Consider the following 18,194-nt stretch of genomic DNA (forward strand, 5'->3'; position numbering starts at 1 on the left):
CTGACAGCGACCGCTACTCGTCCTGCTCGGAGGGCGGGCGAGGACGCCGCGCGGGCACCGCGGGCGTTCCCGTGAGCGTCGCGTGCTCGGCCGCGGGGCTGCGCGTCAGGCCCTGCGCGCTCAAGGACGCGGCGGTGGGAGACTGGCGAGTCGCCTGGGGCGGGGCCGTGGGGCGCTTGGGCGCATCGTCCTTGAAGATGTCCTTGAGCGCGGAGATGGCGCCCAGGGTGGCGGTGGCCTCGTAGGGGATGATCATCTTGTTGTCCCCCTTGCTCATCTCCTGGAGCGTCTCCATGTAGCGCAGCGCGAGCACCTCGTGCGTGGCGCCGCCATGGTTGATGGCGTCGAAGGTGAGGCGGGTCGCCTCGGCCTTGCCCTCGGCCTCCAGCATGGTGGCGCGCTTGCGGCCCTCGGCGCGGGCAATCTCCGCGTCGCGCTCGGCCTCGGCGCGCAGGATGCGGGAGATCTTCTCGCCCTCGGCCTGGAGGATGGCGGCGGCCTTGTCGCCCTCGGCCTTGGTCACCTCGGCGCGACGCTCGCGCTCGGCGGTCATCTGCTTGGCCATGGCGGACTTGATGGCCTGGGGCGGCTCGATCTCGCGCAGCTCCACGCGCGTCACCTTCACGCCCCACTTCTCCGTGGCGTCATCCAGCACCATGCGCAGCTTGCCGTTCACCGTCTCGCGGCTGGTCAGCGTCTGGTCCAGCGTCAGCCCGCCCATGATGTTGCGCAGGTTCGTCATGGTGAGCTGCTCGATGGCCAGCGCCAGGTTCTCCACCTGGTACAGCGCCTTCGCGGGGTCGACGATCTGGTAGTAGATGACCGAGCCGACCTCCATGTTGACGTTGTCGTGGGTGATGACCTGCACCGTCTCGAAGCCCATGACCTGCTCACGCAGGTCCACCATGGCGCTGCGCATGTAGCGGTTTCCCGTGCGCATCTCGATGGGGCGGGGGCTGTCGAGGAACGGGATGAGGATGTTGAGCCCGCTGGTCGCGATGCTGTGGAACTTGCCCAGTCGCTCCACCACCATGACCTTGGCCTGGGGAACGATGCGAATGCCGGTGACGACGGCGAAGCCGACCACCACCACGGCGATGATGAATAGAACGGTCAGAAAGCTCATCGAGCATTCTCCTTCTGTTCCCGCTGGGGAACGGACTGTGTCGCCGACGGGCGGCGCACCCAAAGCTTGAGCCCTTCCACTTGCTCCACGGTGACACGCTCGCCCTCGGGAATGGCGCCCGACAGCGTGCGGGCAATCCACAGCTCCCCGTTGATGCGCACGGTGCCCCCGTTCTTCTCGTCGATGGCCTCCATCACCACCGCCTCCTGCCCCATCATGGCCTCGACCCCCGTCTTCAAATGCGAAGCGGTCCGCATGAAAACGCTTTTGAAGAGGGTGCGCGACGCCGCGAACAGGCCCGCGGAGACCAGGGCGAAGAGGAGGAGCTGGAAGTTGATGCCCAGCCCCATGGCCGCGACGAGGGCGGAGACGAGCGCCCCCACCGCGAACCAGAGCGTGACGAAGCCGGACAGCTTGATTTCCAACGCGCCACAGAGGAGCGCCGCGACGAGCCAGAGCTGCCAGGCGGTGGGAGTCAGGTCCATGAAGGTCTCTTTGTCAGCCGGTTCCCTGTCCTGTCAAATCGGGACGAGGGAAGGCGCAAGCGGAATCTTCACGGAAGAGGGGCGCGCACGCCCCCCCAGGGGCCTTCCTGGTGGGCCCGAGCGACCTACTTCACGCGGAACAGCTCGCGCGTCTCGACGATGGGCTGCTGGCCGCCGAGGGTCCGGGTGTAGAGCAGCCGCTGGGGGACGCCGTCGGCGCCGCAGTCCAGTGCGTCCAGGGTGAGCGTCTCCTTGAAGATGAGGGTGGTGGGCTTGGGGCCTCGGGTCGTGGCCTTCTCGATGCTGCCCGCGCGGCTCGCGTAGGTCTTCGCGGGCCTGCGCGTCACGATGAACTCCACCCGGGCGGGGTCGCGATCCAGATGGAGCAGGTAGCCCGTGGTGTCCTTGTGGCTGGGGCCGACGCTGTCCGGGGTGAGGCTGTCGAACTGGACGTGGGTCTCCGCCCAGTAGCTGCCTCGGGGGTCTCTCGAGAAGCGGACCGTCAGGGTGTAGTTGTTCTTGAGCAGGGAGTCATTGGCCATGCGGGTCAGCGGGTCCTGGAGTTGCTCATCGGTCAATGCGCTCTGCCATTCCTTGAACACGCGGCCCTTGTAGGTGCCCACGTACAGCTCTCGATTCGAGCCGCAGGGCGTGGACTTGCGCGGGCCCGCCTTGGCTTCTCCTCCCATCGCGTGCCCCGGCAGCAGCAGGGCGGAAGCAAGGAGGAGCGAGAAGGGGAAGGCGAGGCGGTTGTGGCCATGCAAGGACATGGAACCTCCGTGTCGACTGGGGGCGGGGCGACATGGGCCGATGCCGCGCTCGCGACGCGGACGGCGCCACGCGAGCCGATTCACGGTAGGCATCGAGGATCCCGGCGGCAGGCGTTCTCAGGTGATGAGCGTTGCTGCCAGGACAGCCACGCGTGGCATGCGCGGTGCCTGTCTGGGTTTGAACGAGGCGCTCGGACGGGCGGCTGTCTGGAAACGTCGTGGCGCGGAGGACGTGCGGCGTCGGGGGTGGAGCCGGGTCGCTCAACCCGGCGCGTTGCTCGGACGCTGGATGAAGATCCGACCTAGCGCCTGAACGGCTGGTCAGTGTCTTGATCGGGTGTGGACTACGCCGAGCTCGTCTGTCGCTCCAACTTCTCGTTCCTGCGCGGTGCCTCCCATCCGGAGGAGCTGGTGCTCACGGCCTCCCGACTGGGGATGAGCGCGCTGGCGCTGACGGACACGGATGGCCTCTACGGCGCAGTGAAGGCCCACCTGGCCGCGAAGGAGCACGGCCTGCGGTTGATACTGGGCGCGGAGCTGACGCTGGAGGACGGCCCTCCGGTGGTCGTCTACGCGGCGGACTCGGAGGGGTACTCGAACCTGTGCGCGCTGGTGTCGCGCAGCCGGATGAGCCACCCCAAGGGGGAGTCGGGGCTGCCGTGGAGGGCGGTGGCGGAGCGCTCGAGGGGGCTGCTCGCGCTGTTGCCGGAGCCCGCGGCGCTGGAGCGGGTGGCGCCGCTGGCGGAGGCGTTCCCGGAGCGCTTCCACGTGGGGCTGTGCCGGACGCTGTCGGCGGGAGACTCGGCGAGGGAGGCGCGCGCGGAGGCCCTGGCGCGGGAGCTGGCGGTGCCGCTGGTGGTGCACAACGACGTGCACACGCACCACCGACGGCGTCAGCCCCTGCAGGACGTGCTGAGCGCGGTGCGGCACGGAACGACGGTGGACCGGGCGGGGACGCTGTTGTTGCCCAATGGCGAGCGGACGCTGAAGGGGCCTCGGGAGATGGCGCGACTGTTCGAGGACCGTCCGGAGGCGCTGGCGCGGACGGTGGAGCTGGCCTCGCGGTGCCGGGCGTCGCTGGATGACCTGCGCTACCGGTTCCCGGAGGAGGACCTGCCTCCGGGGCGCTCCGCGGACGAGCACCTGAGGACGCTGACCTACGAGGGGCTCGCGGTGCGCTACCCGTCGGGTGTGCCGCCGGAGGTGGTGAAGCAGATAGAGCACGAGCTGCGGCTCATCGCCGCGCTGGACTTCGCGGGTTACTTCCTGTCGCTGTGGGACATCGTCGGCTTCGCGCGGCGGCGGGGGATTCTGTGCCAGGGGCGGGGGAGCGCGGCGAACTCGGCGGTGTGTTACGCGCTGCAGATCACGGCCATCGACCCGGTGCGGATGGGGCTCTTGTTCGAGCGCTTCCTGAGCATGGCGCGCAAGGAGCCGCCGGACATCGACGTGGACTTCGAGCACGAGCGGCGCGAGGAGGTGCTGCAGTACGTGTACGAGAAGCACGGGCGGCACCGGGCCGGCATGGTGTGCGAGGTCATCTGCTACCGGGGCCGGCTGTCGCTCCGGGAGGCCGGAAAGGCGCTGGGCCTGTCCCTGGACCAGGTGGATCGGCTGTCGAAGGTCTCCGCGGCGCACGGCTTCGAGGTGACGCCGGAGGTCCTGCTGGAGGCGGGGCTGTCCGCGTTCGACCGGCGGGTGCAGCGCACGCTGTCGCTGGCGGCGGAGCTGGAGGGCTTTCCCAGACATCTGTCCATCCACGTGGGGGGCTTCGTCATGACACGCGAGCCCCTGACGGAGCTGGTGCCGGTGGAGAACGCGGCCATGCCGGGGCGGACGGTCATCCAATGGGAGAAGGATGACATCAACTCCATCGGCTTGCTGAAGGTGGACCTGCTGGCGCTGGGCATGCTCACCGCGCTGTCGAAGTGTTTCGCATTGATTCGCGAGCACCACGGGCGGGAGTTGTCATTGGCGACGATTCCCGCGGAGGACCCGAAGGTCTACGACATGCTGTGCGAGGCGGACACCGTGGGGGTGTTTCAAATCGAGAGCCGCGCGCAGATGAACATGCTGCCTCGGCTGAAGCCGAGGACGTTCTACGACCTGGTGGTGGAGATTGCCCTCATCCGCCCGGGGCCCATCGTCGGGAAGATGGTCCACCCGTTCCTGCGCAGGAGGAACGGGGAGGAGGAGGTGCGCTACCCGAGCGAGGCGGTGCGGGAGATCCTGGGCAAGACGCTGGGCGTGCCGCTCTTCCAGGAGCAGGCGATGAAGCTGGCGATGGTGGCGGCGGGGTTCTCGGCCGAGGAGGCGGACGGGCTGCGGCGGGTGCTGAGCCACAAGCGCGCGGAGTCCATGCTGCTCCAGTACCGGGGCCGCTTCGTGGAGGGCTGCTTGTCGCGAGGATATGAGCGGGCCCAGGCGGAGGAGTGGTTCGACAACTTCCGGGGCTTCGCGCACTACGGCTTCCCGGAGAGCCACTCCGCCAGCTTCGCGTTGATTTCATACGCGTCGAGCTGGCTGAAGTGTCACTACCCCGCGGCCTTCACCACGGCGCTCCTGAACTCCCAGCCCATGGGCTTCTACGCGCCGCACACGCTGGTGGCGGACGTGCAGCGGCACGGGGTGGAGGTGCGGCCGGTGGACGTGCGTGTGTCGCGCTGGGATTGCACGCTGGAGGAAGGAGGCAAGGCGCTGCGGCTGGGATTGAGGATGGTGAAGGGCCTGGGTGAGTCCGCGGGGCGGAGGGTGGAGTCGGGGCGAGGCGAGGAGGGCTACGCGGACGTGGGCAGCCTCGCGCGGCGGGCGAGGATTCCCCGGCACGAGCTGACGCGGCTGGCGCTGGCGGGGGCGCTGGGGCCGCTGTGCAAGGGCTCTCGGCGTCAGGCGCTCTGGGACATCCAGGCGCTGGGGCCGCTGGACTCGGATGACCTGTTCTTCGGCATGTCGATGGATGGCACGCAGGTGGAATTGCCTTCCATGGATGTGTTCGCGCGGGTCTGTGCGGACTACGACACGGTGGGCCTGTCGCTGGAGAAACACCCCCTGGAGCTCTTGCGACCCATGCTGAGGAAGCAGGGCGCGGTGACGGCGGAGGGGCTGAAGAAGGTGACCTCCGGGCGCACGGTGACGGTGGGCGGGATGATGATCTGCCGACAGCGTCCGCCCACGGCGCGGGGCATGTGCTTCGTCTCACTGGAGGATGAGACGGGCATCGCCAACCTCGTGGTGCCTCCGGACGTCTACGAGCGGTGTCGCAAGGAGCTGCATGCGGCCTTGTTCGTGGTGGGGCAGGGCGTGCTGGAGCGCTCGGGCAAGGTGACGAACGTGAAGGTGAAGACGGTGTGGGGGCTCGAGACCGCGGCCTCGCCTCGGGCGGAACTGCGTACCGCCAAGACGCAGCCGCGTCCCTGAGGGCCGCGTCCCGCGCGTGTCCCGCCTGGGGCGTCGTGTGGAAGTCGTCTCGGCACGCGGCTGGCAAGGGGAGTCGCTGGATTCTCCCCTCGCTCGGACGGACGTGGCATGCCGAAGAATGTTTTCACCGTGTGTTTCTGTGGAACCGGCTGCTCACGGGATGAGGGAGAAGAGACCCGGTACTGGGACTACAAGAACACCCTCATCGGCTGGTTCGCCAAGAGCGACAAGCGGCTCATCAGCGACAAGGACATCTACGACAAGGAGACGGGCTACATCCCGGTGCGGCTCCACAAGGAGATCTCCGGTGAGCTCCAGGACACGAAGCTGAGCGCCACCGTGCGCGGTGTCGGTGAGAACGACTGGCACCACCAGATGGATGCGTGCTCTCCGCTGGACAGCTCCCTGCCGGGTGCTCCGGGGGCGCTGCGCTCCTATGCGAGGAGCTACTCCGAGGGGAATCAGCGGAGCATGGTGGGGCAGATATCCGGCTGGGCCGACGCCGCGCTCGCGTTGCACGCCGCCAGCCTCGCGGTGGCCAGCGGGGCGGAGCAATACAACTTCATCGGGCACAGCCGAGGCGCCGTCGAGTCGCTCATGGCCGCCTGGTTCATCCACGCCTATGGGGGGAAGGCCTGCGCCAACATCCCCATCAACATCTTCGCCATCGACCCCGTGCCTGGCACGGGCGTGTGGTACGGCATCCAGACCCAGCTGGCCCCGAACGTGGCCAACTATGTCGGCGTCTATGCCTGGGACCACCTGGACACGGGCTTCAGCGCGGTGATTCCGCGGCCCAATGCCCGGATGACCCAGCATCCCCCTCACGCGGTCATCGAGAACAACCGGGGCCTGGGGAGCTCGTGGGCGACGCTCGCGGACCACCGGCAGTTGGAGGACCCGCTCGCGCGCAGCGAGTTGGAGCAGCCCGTGGGATACAAGCTCTACGCCTGTCGAGGGCGGCACGGCACCGTCGCGGGCAACTCCACCTCGGATGGCTTGTATGTCGCGTCCAAGGTCAACCCCGACGTCGCCGCGGTTCCCAAGCTTGTCTACAAGATGGCGCGGGGATATCTGACGCAATGGGATACGACCTTCCAGACGCGAAGCCGCGTCCGCGAGGGCGTCAAGTCCCTGCGACGGCGAATCCATACAGCGCACAACCACTTCGACACCATGGCGAACGGGGAGGCCCGGACGTCTCGCACGGTGCTCCGGCCGAGCGTGCGACGTGTCTCGTCCATCCATGGCCGAGGAGGCGCGGAGCGCTACTACTTCGAGGATGTGGTGGGCACGCCACCGCTCAACCTGGCTTTTCCTTGCACCATCGAGCAGGCCGGTGGTGGCTGGGTGAACTGGACGTTCCTCTGAGTCATCACCCATCCAGGCAAGGAGTTCGGCGACGATGAGCAAGATTGACGAAGTATTGGCCCGGGTGCCCCATCACTACTTCACGCACGTGAGCCGGGAGAGCTACGTGCGCATCCTGGACACGCCGCGCATCTGGGGGCTGCCGTTCGGGCCGGAGATCATGCCGGCGGCCCGGAGCCGCACCAAGGACTTCGAGCGCGCCATCATCGAGGTCGTCCAGAAGACGCGGTTCCGCTGTGACGTGGCCTCGCTCAACAGCCCGGACCCCTCCTGGGCCAAGGTGATTCTGGGCGCCATCGACACGGCGATGATGGCCAATCGCGGCCGTCCCGCCCTCCAGTTCCGGTTCCTCTTCGGGCAGACGCCCATGATCTTCAAGGACGGCACGTCGCCCAACCTCGTCGACTTCCAGGGCGCGCTGATTCGCCTGGTGCGCTCCCGGCAGCGGGCCTGGGGCGCGACACCGGACCTCTGGATGGCGAAGTTCTTCCGCTTGCAGAAGGGGCTCGTGTCGGGGTTCTCCGCCTTCGTCGGCGCGTCCTTGCCGTCCTGGATGGTGTCCGAGCCCGATGACGACTTCACCAAGATGACGTGGAACCACTCGAAGATCATCGCCTCGGATGGGCTCGAGTCCCTGGTCGGCGGGCACAACCTGAACATGGACCTGTTCACCAGTTACCCGCCCGTGCACGACGTGTCCGTCGTCATGCATGGCGAGGCGGCGCTGGGCTCGCAGCGGTTCCTGGATCGGATGTGGGGCTGCGGCACGGACGTGGTGACGAAGGAGTTCCTGGACCCAGGCACCCTGACGTGGAGGAACGGGGATGACGCGAGTGTGCGCAGGCTCGAAGACCCGCTGAGCTCCCGGGAGGCAGGGGACCACCGGACCGAGCGTGCGCGGGAGTTCGCGCGGCTGCATCGAGGCAGCCTGCCGGGGGAGAGGCCGCGTCCCCGTCGCGGCGCGTTCGAGCCCCTGCCCACCATCCTGGAGGAGGAGACCCCGGAGGACCTGGGCGCCGAGGCCATTCGCGAGGATGACCTCCAGACGCTGCGCGACCTGGAGGGGCCTGTCTTCAAGGAGGAGAAGGTCATCGGCTACGCGGGCCTCGATGAGTACAAGAAGGCCAGTCGAGTCCTGTCCATCGGGAAGCACTGGTCGGGCCCGGACATGGACCGGGACTACGAGCAGGCGTCGGAGATCATGAAGTCGGTGTTGATTCACGGCGCCACGAGCACGCTGCGGCTGTCCCAGATGGACCTGGTGAGCGCGTGGAAGAAGAAGTGGTCATCGCATGTGGTCTGCCATTGGATCATGGAGGCGTTGATCGCCAATCCCAGGCTTCAGGTGCAGGTGGTGGTCTCGCCCCTGGACGCCGGGGCGGGGGCGGAGGGGGACCAGTATTCGTTTGGCTCGGGGGCGTGCCGGACGTTCGAGCTGTTCCAGTACTACATGGCGAACGCCGTCGAGACAGACACGCGGCGGCCGGATGCGGAGACGCGGCTGGCGGCCCTGGCCCGGCTGCACATTGCTCCGTTCTATTACACGGAGGTTCCTCGGGAGAAGACGCGGGAAGGGGAGTCGTACTTCTGGCCGGAGCTGACGCCGGAGGGGTTCACCGCGACGTTGAAGCAGCCGTCACTCGCGCAGGTGCCGCCGGTCAAGGGCATCATCGGGAGCGCGGTGGAGTCCGTGAAGAAGGCGAGTGGCGCCGTCTTCCCGAAAGTTCCTTCCGCACCGGGCAATCACACCAAGATCATGATTGCCGATGACCAAGCGTACGTCGTCGGGTCCGACAATCTCTATCCAGGCTTCCTCTCCGAGTTCAACTATCTCATCGAGGGACCGGGCGCCGTGGCGGACCTGCTCCGGACGTACTGGGAGCCGCTGTGGCACTACTCGGGAGCGCACTGTGTGAATCCCGCGTGCAAGGGGGGCTGCACGACGCTGGCGAAGGTGCCTCGGGATGCGCTGGGGTTGGGGCGGAGTCTGCTCTCGGGGCAGCCGGCGACGCGGCTGATGAAGTCTTCGGGGCTCGGGATGCTGCCGCGCTCGGAGTTCTTCAGCGGGATGGTGGAGCCGACCTTGCCGTCGCTCACGGCCCGGCCCTCGTCGTCCTTCTTCGGTCGGGGAGGCGTGGGCCAGCAGGTCTGGTCTCCGCCGCTGTTGCACGCCGACAACCGGGGGAAGGTGATTCGGGTCGACCTGCGTGCGCCGCCGGACCTCGCGCCGATTCTCGAGAAGGATGCGGAGTCCGCGCTGAAGGGCATGATGGAGCGGCGCGAGCGGGAGCTCCTGGCTCCGTCTCGACCGCCGAGCAGCTCCGGGACGGTGAGCCAGACGCCTCCCTCGACGCAGGTGTCGAGCTCGGTCTCCAGCTCCTATGAGAACAGCGACAAGATCGAAGGGGACCACTACTACACCGACCAGCAGATCTTCACGTTGCTGGACCACTATCTCGGGCGCGTGCCGAACGTGGTCGTGCTGCGCGGCATCAACGGCTATGTGCTCAATCGCATCGCGCCGGACACGTATGACGAAGCCCTGCGGGGACTGATTGCGGGTGGGACGCCTCGCACCCTCGTCCAGCCCTACAACGTCAATGGCAACCACTGGGGGTTGATCTTCATCCGGGTGGCGCCTCCCTCGGGCGGCGCGAGAGGACAGGCGCGGGTTCTCTACATCGACCCGCTCAGTCCTGACTCCGTGCCCAACCTGGGCCCGTTGGGACGGGCGTTCCCGGACCTGCAGGTCGAGCGATGCGGCGTCCGCTACCAGAATGACCGCAGGGTGGGCCATGACGGTGGGCAGAACAGCTGTGGTCCGTGGGTCATCGAGCTTGCGCGGTGGCTCGTCTCGCACGATGGGGCGCTGCCCGCGCCCGATAGGGACCCTCGCGAGGCGGCCCTTCGCTTCCGCGCGCAGCACCAGCTGGCCCTGGATGGAATCAACGGGCGCGTCGTGGACGACTTCGTCGTCGTGGGCGGCTCCGATGCCCCGGCGAAGAAGGGCTCGGATGTGAGCTCCACCAGCCCGACCGCGAGTGGAGGGAGCACTGCGACGAAGGGGACGTCGGACGACTCGGATGACGACGACTTCGTCATGGTCTGAGACCTGTGCTCGATGCCGTTGTCCTTCCTTTCGCCATACCCGACGCTTCGAGTGGCAGGTGCAGTTGCTGTGTAAATAACAAGTGCAGGCATATGGCGATATGGTCGCCCGGCGTTTTCGTTCCCCCGGTGGCCTGAGTCGCCACGGGGGCGAGGGCCTGAGGAGACCCACGCATGTCCAGCATCTGGAACCTCATCTCTCACGGCGTCTGCTGGGCGCGTCGCGGCCAGCGGCGGGGGCGGGGCACCGCCGTTCTTCTCTCTCTGCTGGGGGGAAGTGCCTGGGGGCAGTCGTTGCTGTCCGCCGAGAGCTGGTGCGACTTCGGGCAGGCAGGTCCAACCACCGCGCTGCCCGCGCCTGTCGCGCTGTCCGCCGCGCACGGGCAGACGCGCTTCTTTGGCACGGGGCCCGGCTACCACGACGCTGACCTGGCTCTGGTCAGCGCGCTGGAGGGGAGCTCCGTGGACTGGGACGCCGCCACGAGTCACTACGCCGACAGGGTGGAAGGTGTCTGCGCGCTAGCCGCGTCGTCCAGGACGCTGCGCGCCGCGCAAGTCCTCTCGGTGGGTCCCATCGCGTTCATTCGTCCAGGCACCGGTGACGTCCAGGTCCCCCGGCATTCCCGCGCGGTCATCATCGACCTGAGGGAGTTGCCGGCGGCTCCGGGGCTCGAGGAGGCGCTGGCTCGTGCCATCGGCGCGGTCAGCACGGCGCCCGTTGCGCGCCTCTCTGAACGCGTCCGGCACCACATCGGGATGACGGACGAGATGACGCCCGAAAGCGAGTACTCCGCCTATCGCAACTTCGTGGAGCCGCGCGCACGCGAGCCGTACGCCGCGACGGGGCGGGCCGAGTTGCCGGTCGCGCTGCTCACCGGTCCGGCGCTGGCTCCCGCGGCGGCTCGATTCGCGGTGGACTTGCGGATGGCCCAGCGTGCCTGGCTTGTTGGCGCTCCCGTCCACACGGCGGTCGCGGAGTCGAAGTGGATGCCCGTGAAGAGGAAGGGGATGCTCGTGCGCACCGCGCGGCTGGAGGACGCGCAGGGGGCGGTGCCCGACGTCATTCCCGTGGACTCGAGCCTCTCCCACTTTGGATTGGGGGTGGGGAGTTCCGACTCCGTCCCATCCGCGCAGGCGCTCCAGGCTACATCCTTCTCTGGCGTTCCCACGCCGGTGGATCGCACCACGCCCGTCGTGCGCAACGCCCCGGAGAAGCGATTCGCGCTCGAGGTCCTGCCGCCCAGTGCGGCCTCATCGGGCATCGCCCGGGCGGACCTCCTCATCCTCCACGGCGCCACGCGGCTGTTCTTTCCCTACTTCGGGACGGTGGGGGATGGCATCGATGATCGCCTGCTGGAGATGTTGGCCTTGGTGGACGCCGTGCCCGTCACGCATGTCCAACAGACGCAGCGACTGCTCCTGCGCTTCAATGAGGTACTCCAGGACGGCCACGGGTTCGTCTACGCACGGGGGGGACCGACGCCGGCGGGCTACTTCGCCGTCTATTTGGACGAAATCGGCGGAGAGCCGGTTGTCCGCCGCTCCGTGGTGCCGGATGTACACCCTGGAGACACTGTGACGAGTGTCGATGGTGTGCCCATGGCGGAGTGGTTGAGCGTGGAGACGGCGCACGCTTCGGCCGCGACGCCTGGCTGGAAGCATGAAGTCGCCGCCAGGCGGCTGGTCAACATGAACGGTCCTTCCACCTTCGGCCTGCGGGGCGTGGATGGAGTCACGCGTTTCGTGCAGGTGCAGCCTCAGCCGCAGATGCTCCTGGGGCCTCCATCGTTCAGAGGAGCGGGAAGCCTCGCGGACCTCGGGGCGCCGGAGCTGCATTACATGAATCTGGCGAATCAGGTGCTCAGCTCCGTAGGGCAGTTCCGGGCGGCCCTCGCCGCCGCGCAAGGTGCCAGCGGTCTTGTCCTGGATCTGCGCGGCTACCCGAATTTTGGCAGCTACGAACCGCGAAGGCGGCTCATCCCGACGCCGTTCCTCACGTCGGTCTTCCGCACCCCGGTATGGACGGGTCCCGAGGAGTTCGGGTGGCAGGAGGAGCAGGGGGAGATCGAGCCGATGTCGAACCCCTCCTTTTCGGGCCCCATTGTCCTCCTGGTGGGCCCCAAGTCGGTGTCCGCGTCGGAGGATTTCTCCATGGTGCTGACCGGTGCCCGGAGGGTGAAGGTCGTTGGCCGCCGCAGCGCGGGGACGAACGGGGTCGTCGCCCGGTTGCTGATGCCTGGAGGCATGCTCGCGTGGTTCACCGGCATGGAGATGCTCTTTCCGGACCGCTCGACGTTCCACGGTGTGGGCATCGTCCCGGACATCGAGTCCACGCCCACGGCGGTGGACCTCGCGGCCGGGAGGGACACGGAGCTGCTCCGGGCCATCGAGTACCTGCGCACCGGCCAGTGAGCGCGTGGATGCGTCGTCGACTTGCACTCCCGTGCTAAGGGCTACCGCTCCTGACGCTGCAACACCAAGTTGGCCCCGGCGCCAATCCATGGCGCTCGCGGGCCCGTGGCGAAGGCGGGTCAGGAGGTCACCATGTCGAAACCAACGTATGGACTGCTCATCCTGAGTGCACTGTGGATTCCTGCGGGGAGCCTCGCGGAGCCGGTGCGGGAGACCGTGCGGACGCTCTATGTCGCCAACAACGCCGTGGACAGCGCCGCCTGTGGCACCAGATCGAATCCGTGCCGCTCCATCAGCGAGGCCATCTCCCATGCCCTGCCGGGTGAGCGCATCCTCGTCGGCCCCGGCCGCTACGGAGACCTCAACAGCGATGGCGACTTCGACGACCCCGGCGAAGAAGCCGCCGAAGTCGCCACAGGCTGCCGCTGCATGATCCTCATCGACAAACCCTTGCAGATCGTCTCGTCCGCCGGCGCCGAGCGCACCGTCCTCGACGCCAACGGCGCCGTGCTGGACGTCGTCAACATCACCGCGAGCGAGGTCACCTTCGGCGGCCCCAACAGGGGCTTCACCCTCACCGGGGCAGGGAAGGTGACCGATGACGATGGCATCGGTCTGGACTCCCTCGGCGGCCGCAACGTGCGAGTCATTGACAACATCGCCCAGGGAAACGGCGACGATGGCTTCCGCGTCTGGGGCGATGAAATCACCGTCAAAGACAACCTCTCCCTGGGCAACGGGTCTGGGATGACCGTCACCTCCGAGTCCGGCGCATCCGTCGTCACCGGAAACATCGCCACCGACAATGGCAAGGGCCCCGTCCACGGCCACGGCTTCACCGTCTGGCTCAAGCAAGGCACCGTCAAGGACAACCACTCCGTCGGCAACCGGGCCATCGGCTTCCTCATCTTCACTTCGGGTCCTACCCAGCTCGACTTCACGGGCAACGTCGCCATCGGCAACCGCGGCGCCGGCCTCTGGCTCCGCGGCGACTTCGCCCCCGGACTCCATGGCAACAGCTTCTACGGGAACCTCGGCGAGCCCGTCGGCGGAGCCTTCCAGTCCGTCCCCAACTGCGGCGTCGTCAACGACACGAGCCTGTTCCTGGATGCTACCCTCAACTACTGGGGTGCCTCGACAGGCCCCGGAGGCGACCCCGCCGATGCCGCCGGTGCGGGTTCCGTGTGCGACGTGCAGGGCCAGACGCAGGTCATTCCCTTTGACGCGAGCCCCCTTCACGGAGGGTAGGTGAGGGCAGGGTTTCCCCTTCCCATCCACGCTGATCTCTGCGAAGGGGTCACCGCATTCGGACCCAGGCCTGGGGCGGTATATACCCCGCTCCCTTGGAATCCCTAGTATTGCAGTCAGGTTGCGATATTGCGGGGGCGCTGGATATAGTTCGCGTGGATTCGGAAATGAAAAGCAACACACCTGGTTCGCCTCGGACTCACTCCATGGAACGAGCAGCACGAGGGGCGACCCAGGTGTCGCGTCCGGTCCTACGCTCCGTGCTGCACGAAGCACTGGAGAGCGAGCTGGGCGGTGAGGTGGTGGTGAAGTCGGCCACCGTCTCCGGCCGCATCTTCGTCGTGGACCAGAAGGTCGCTTGGGCTGTCTTGAATGGCCCCGGGGTCCAGAACTTCTCGTCCCTGCTGATCCAGAACGAGTGGGTGAGCCGGGACGACGTCGAGCAGGTCATGGCGGAGTGCCGCAAGAGCGGCGGCAACTTCTGCGAAGTCCTGGTGGCGTGGGGACTGGTTCCCCGAGACACCCTCCGCGAGCTGCTCCGTGGACACATGGCGGGCCACCTGCGCGCGCTGCTCGCCGTCCCTGACGCGCAGGCGCTCTTCGTTCCACAGCCTCGCACCTACTCCAGCCAGTTGACCTTCAGCCTGGAGGAATTGGCGCCTCCCGTCGAGCAGCACCCCACCCACCCATCCGCTGAAAGAGATGTCATGCCGAACGTGAAGCTGTCCCTGGAAGAGACCCTGAAGATTGAAGGTGCCTTCGCCGCTTGTCTGGTCGATGCCAAGAGCGGCATGTGCCTGGGGAGCCAGGGTGGGACCGCGACCTTCAACATCGAGACGGCCGCCGCCGCGAACACCGAGGTCGTCCGCGCGAAGATGAAGGCGATGTCCGTGCTGGGCATCAAGGACCGCATCGAGGACATCCTCATCACGCTCGGCGAGCAGTACCACGTCATCCGCCCGCTGGCCTCGCGCGAGGGCCTGTTCTTCTACGTGGCCCTGAACCGCGCCAACGCGAACCTGGCCATGGCGCGCTTCCGTCTGGCGGAGATCGAGAAGGGTCTCCAGCTCTAGTCTCGAGCCGCGTGACTCGCGCTTGGAGTTGCCTGGGTGCAACTCCAGGCGCGAATGAAGCTGTCATCAACTCCATTCCGATCCGACGCGGGCTGGCCTACGCTCGAGCACTTCTGTGAAGAAGTGCCTGTTCTCAGCGGGGACGCCTCATGCGCCAGCGTCAGCGATTCTTCATCCTCCCAGCCCTCCTCCTCGCTGTCTGCGCGGTGCTGCTGCTCTGGTTCCGCGGCGCGCCGGACACGTCTGACACGGAGCCCCAGGGCGTCACGGGAGCGCAGCCTCTTGCCACCGCGAGTGCGCCCTCGGCGCGAGCACCAGCTCCCGCCACGCCGCCCCTGGAGTCCACGCTCTCTCCGGCGGATGGATTCTTCGTCGTGCGCGTCGTCACTTCCGCGGGCCCCGTCTCGGGTGCTCGCGTTCGCGCGTGGCTTCGAGGCTCCGCCGGTGGCTCCGAGGCGAACCCCTGGCGACTGGCGAGCGAGGGTGTCTCGGGGGAGGACGGCACGCTGCGCCTGCTCGCGGGCCCGGGAGACTATCTGCTCTCCGCGCACGCCCCGGGGCATGCCCCCGCGCGTCGCGAGGCCACGCGCCCCGTGGGTGTGGCCGAAACCGCGGTGGAGCTCTCCCTCTCGACGGGGGTGTCCCTCCAGGGGCGTGTCGTCGCGGAGGGTCGCAACGAGCCTGTTCCCTTGGCGGACATCACCCTGCGGCCCTATCCCGGCACCGCCATCGCCTGGGCCGAGCCCGTCTCGCTTCCCGAAGAGTCCGCCGTCGCCACCAGCGATGAGCGCGGGCGCTTCCAGCTCTCCAACCTGGCCCCGGGGCGCTACGCCCTCACGGCGGAGGCGCCCGGCTTCAGTCCTCGCACCCTGCGCTTCCTCCAGGTCCCCACGTCGGCCGAGCTGGTGGTCGGCCTGTGGGGCGCGGGGACGCTGGAGGGCTTCGTCGTGGGCGCCCAGGGACAGCCTGTCGCGGGGGCGGAGGTCCTCGCCTCGGGAGGTCCCGCCCCCGTGCGCGCCACGACGAGCGAGGGAGGCGGCTTCGCCATCGAGGTCCAGGCGGGGACCTGGGTCGTCACCGCGCGACAGGGGGCCTCCGTGGGGCGCATCCCGGGCTCCCTGTCCGTGGCCCCGGGCGAGACGCTGCGCGGCCTCACCGTGACGCTGGGCGCGGCCAGTGGACTCGAGGGCCGAGTCCTCGCCTCGGATGGCACACCCGTGCGGGAGGCCACGCTCGTCGCGAGCCCTTCGGGCGCCACGGGGGAGCTGGGTCGAGCCACCTGCGGCCCCGAGGGCGCCTACCGCTTGGAGCTGCCCCCGGGCGACTACGACGTGAGGGCCCAGGCTCCCGGCTTCGCCCCCACCCGGGTGTCGGCCATCGTTGTCCCCTCGGGTGCGTTCGCGCCGCTGGACGTGAAGCTCGAGGCCACCACCGCGGAGGTCGAGGGCACCGTGACGAATGCCTCCGGCCAGCCCGTTGCTCACGCGGAGGTCCGCGCCGGACCGCGTGAAGGCTTCTCGCGCAGCACGCGCACCGACGAGCAGGGGGGCTACCTGCTCACGGGCCTTGCTCCCGGTCCCACCTCCGTGAGGGCTCGGCGCGATGGCGCCCAGGGTTGGGCGAGCCGTGTCGAGACACTCAAGTCCGGCACCCGTGCCCGCGTCGACCTGACGCTCGCCGAGTCCGGCATCGTCCAGGGCCGCGTGACGCTCGCGTCCGGCGAGCCCGTGCCCGAGCCGGCGGTGGTCCGCGCGATGCCTCGTGGCGGCGCGGGCGGCGGTGCGAACATGGCCTGGACGGAGACCGACGCGGAGGGGCTCTATCGCTTGGAGCTGCCCGCGGGCGTGTACCAGCTCACCGCCGTGCTGCCTCGCGCGCGCTTCATCTACTTCCACCAGGACGACCCCGCCGTCACCGTCCCGGAAGGCAGCTCCGTCCACCAGGACCTCGTCCTCCTCGAGGAGCGCGGCATCACGGGCACCGTCCGCGAGTCCTCCGGCGCTCCCAGCCCCTTCGCCGCGGTGGCCGCCGTGCAGGGCGGTGACTTCCCCATCACCGTGCGAGTGCTCGCGGATGAGGACGGCTCCTTCGCCATCCCCGCGCGTCCTCCCGGTGCTCCGCCGCTCGCGGCGCTCGTCGCGCACAACTCCGGCCGCGTGGCCCGGGTCGCGAACGTGGGGGAAGGGAAGGGGCCCGTGGAGCTTCGTCTCCAGGCCGCCGCGCGGGTGAGTGGTCGGGTCGTCGCGCGAACCGGCGCGCCCCCCGACGGCTTCACCCTCACGCTCACCGAGGTGGATGGAGAGGAGCTGCCCTGGGCGGGCACGGCCCCCACCACCCGTCAGTTCCCCGGAAGCACCTTCGAGCTGCGCGATGCCCCAGGGCAGCCGCTCAAGCTCTCGGTTCGCACCCAGGACGGGCGCACGGGGGAGGCCGTGGTGTCCCTGGCTCCCGGGGGGGGCGCGGACGTGGAGATCCCCCTCACGCAGGGCGACTCCTCGCTCTCGGGTCGCGCCGTGTGGAGTCGCGAGGGAGGTCCCGCCTCGGGTGTCTCCGTGTTCCTTGACCGTCCCGTGACCTCGCGCCCGGACGCCGTCACCGGTCCCGATGGCCGCTTCCGACTGGAGGCCGTTCGCCCTGGCGCCCACACCGTCCGACTCATGCCTCCCGAGGGCCGCGTGGAGACGCGGGGAGTGAAGGTCGCGGAGGTCGAGGCCACGGACCTGGGCGACATCCCCGTCTCTCCGCGCCGGGCGACCCCTGGGACGCTGGGGGCTGGCTACAGCGAGGACCGGGGCTACGTCTCCTTCGCCTGGCTCACGCCCGAGGGACCCGCGGCCCGTGCGGGCATCGCCGTGGGCGACCGGCTCCTCGCCGTGGACGGGGTGGTCGTCCGCAATCGCCTGGAAGCGGAGCAGCGCTCCCACGGTGCACCGGGCTCGCCTGTCCGCTTGCGCCTGGTGCGTGGCGGGGGCGAGCAGGAGCTTCACGCCATCCGCGCGGACTGACGGACACCGCCGAATCCCGTGGCGACGTGACGGGGCTCGGGCCGCTCGCGCGGCGCTCCCTTGCTTCGTGGGTCTTCCGTCGAGACGGGGCGGGCGGGTGTCCTTCGCGAGTGTGCGTCGCTCCACCCGTCGAAGCCGCCCTCCTGGTGGATTCCCCCGAGGGAGCGGGGATGGGGTGG

At 68.6% G+C, this 18,194-nt stretch carries 10 protein-coding genes; 7 read left to right on the forward strand and 3 right to left on the reverse strand.

Features of this window, described 5'->3' with window-relative positions:
- Window positions 1–13 precede the first annotated feature (13 nt).
- The 3 genes from MYSTI_RS19450 to MYSTI_RS19460 all read right to left on the reverse strand — a co-directional run bounded on the left by MYSTI_RS19450 (window position 14) and on the right by MYSTI_RS19460 (window position 2,381).
- On the reverse strand, window positions 14–1,126 hold the full coding sequence (locus MYSTI_RS19450) for an SPFH domain-containing protein (RefSeq protein WP_015349496.1): 1,113 nt from the start codon (window positions 1,124–1,126) through the stop codon (window positions 14–16).
- The gene (locus tag MYSTI_RS19455; protein WP_015349497.1) at window positions 1,123–1,611 is read right to left on the reverse strand and encodes an NfeD family protein; all 489 of its coding nucleotides are present in this window, start codon (window positions 1,609–1,611) and stop codon (window positions 1,123–1,125) included. The genes MYSTI_RS19450 and MYSTI_RS19455 overlap by 4 nt, the downstream gene beginning before the upstream one ends.
- 125 nt (window positions 1,612–1,736) lie before the next feature.
- Entirely contained in the window at window positions 1,737–2,381 is a 645-nt protein-coding gene (locus tag MYSTI_RS19460) for a hypothetical protein (RefSeq protein WP_015349498.1), read from the reverse strand.
- A 339-nt stretch (window positions 2,382–2,720) separates the two neighbouring features.
- Here MYSTI_RS19460 and MYSTI_RS19465 point away from each other — a divergent pair, with 339 nt between their 5' ends.
- From MYSTI_RS19465 to MYSTI_RS19495, 7 genes are all read left to right on the forward strand, one after another.
- A complete protein-coding gene (locus tag MYSTI_RS19465; RefSeq protein WP_015349499.1) occupies window positions 2,721–5,798 on the forward strand; it encodes an error-prone DNA polymerase in 3,078 nt (1,025 codons plus the stop codon).
- Between the two features lie 108 nt (window positions 5,799–5,906).
- The gene (locus MYSTI_RS19470; protein WP_015349500.1) at window positions 5,907–7,169 is read left to right on the forward strand and encodes a hypothetical protein; all 1,263 of its coding nucleotides are present in this window, start codon (window positions 5,907–5,909) and stop codon (window positions 7,167–7,169) included.
- A 34-nt stretch (window positions 7,170–7,203) separates the two neighbouring features.
- On the forward strand, window positions 7,204–10,278 hold the full coding sequence (locus tag MYSTI_RS44185) for a phospholipase D-like domain-containing protein (RefSeq protein ID WP_015349501.1): 3,075 nt from the start codon (window positions 7,204–7,206) through the stop codon (window positions 10,276–10,278).
- A 173-nt stretch (window positions 10,279–10,451) separates the two neighbouring features.
- Entirely contained in the window at window positions 10,452–12,689 is a 2,238-nt protein-coding gene (locus MYSTI_RS19480; protein WP_015349502.1) for a S41 family peptidase, read from the forward strand.
- Window positions 12,690–12,821: 132 nt separating this feature from the next.
- Window positions 12,822–13,937 (forward strand): right-handed parallel beta-helix repeat-containing protein, encoded by a 1,116-nt coding sequence (locus MYSTI_RS19485; RefSeq protein ID WP_015349503.1) that lies wholly within the window; start codon window positions 12,822–12,824, stop codon window positions 13,935–13,937.
- Between the two features lie 206 nt (window positions 13,938–14,143).
- The gene (locus MYSTI_RS44315; protein WP_015349504.1) at window positions 14,144–15,010 is read left to right on the forward strand and encodes a hypothetical protein; all 867 of its coding nucleotides are present in this window, start codon (window positions 14,144–14,146) and stop codon (window positions 15,008–15,010) included.
- 149 nt (window positions 15,011–15,159) lie between these two features.
- On the forward strand, window positions 15,160–18,015 hold the full coding sequence (locus tag MYSTI_RS19495; protein WP_015349505.1) for a carboxypeptidase regulatory-like domain-containing protein: 2,856 nt from the start codon (window positions 15,160–15,162) through the stop codon (window positions 18,013–18,015).
- The last annotated feature ends 179 nt before the right edge of the window (window positions 18,016–18,194 follow it).

It is taken from the genome of Myxococcus stipitatus DSM 14675 (assembly GCF_000331735.1).
Lineage (GTDB): Bacteria > Myxococcota > Myxococcia > Myxococcales > Myxococcaceae > Myxococcus > Myxococcus stipitatus.

Bases quoted from the DNA above. Each gene is read 5' to 3' on its own strand.
- MYSTI_RS19450 (WP_015349496.1), bottom strand. From the start codon at position 1,126: ATGAGCTTTCTGACCGTTCTATTCATCATCGCCGTGGTGGTGGTCGGC.
- MYSTI_RS19455 (WP_015349497.1), bottom strand. From the start codon at position 1,611: ATGGACCTGACTCCCACCGCCTGGCAGCTCTGGCTCGTCGCGGCGCTC.
- MYSTI_RS19460 (WP_015349498.1), bottom strand. From the start codon at position 2,381: ATGTCCTTGCATGGCCACAACCGCCTCGCCTTCCCCTTCTCGCTCCTC.
- MYSTI_RS19470 (WP_015349500.1), top strand. From the start codon at position 5,907: ATGCCGAAGAATGTTTTCACCGTGTGTTTCTGTGGAACCGGCTGCTCA.
- MYSTI_RS44185 (WP_015349501.1), top strand. From the start codon at position 7,204: ATGAGCAAGATTGACGAAGTATTGGCCCGGGTGCCCCATCACTACTTC.
- MYSTI_RS19480 (WP_015349502.1), top strand. From the start codon at position 10,452: ATGTCCAGCATCTGGAACCTCATCTCTCACGGCGTCTGCTGGGCGCGT.
- MYSTI_RS19485 (WP_015349503.1), top strand. From the start codon at position 12,822: ATGTCGAAACCAACGTATGGACTGCTCATCCTGAGTGCACTGTGGATT.
- MYSTI_RS44315 (WP_015349504.1), top strand. From the start codon at position 14,144: ATGGAACGAGCAGCACGAGGGGCGACCCAGGTGTCGCGTCCGGTCCTA.
- MYSTI_RS19495 (WP_015349505.1), top strand. From the start codon at position 15,160: ATGCGCCAGCGTCAGCGATTCTTCATCCTCCCAGCCCTCCTCCTCGCT.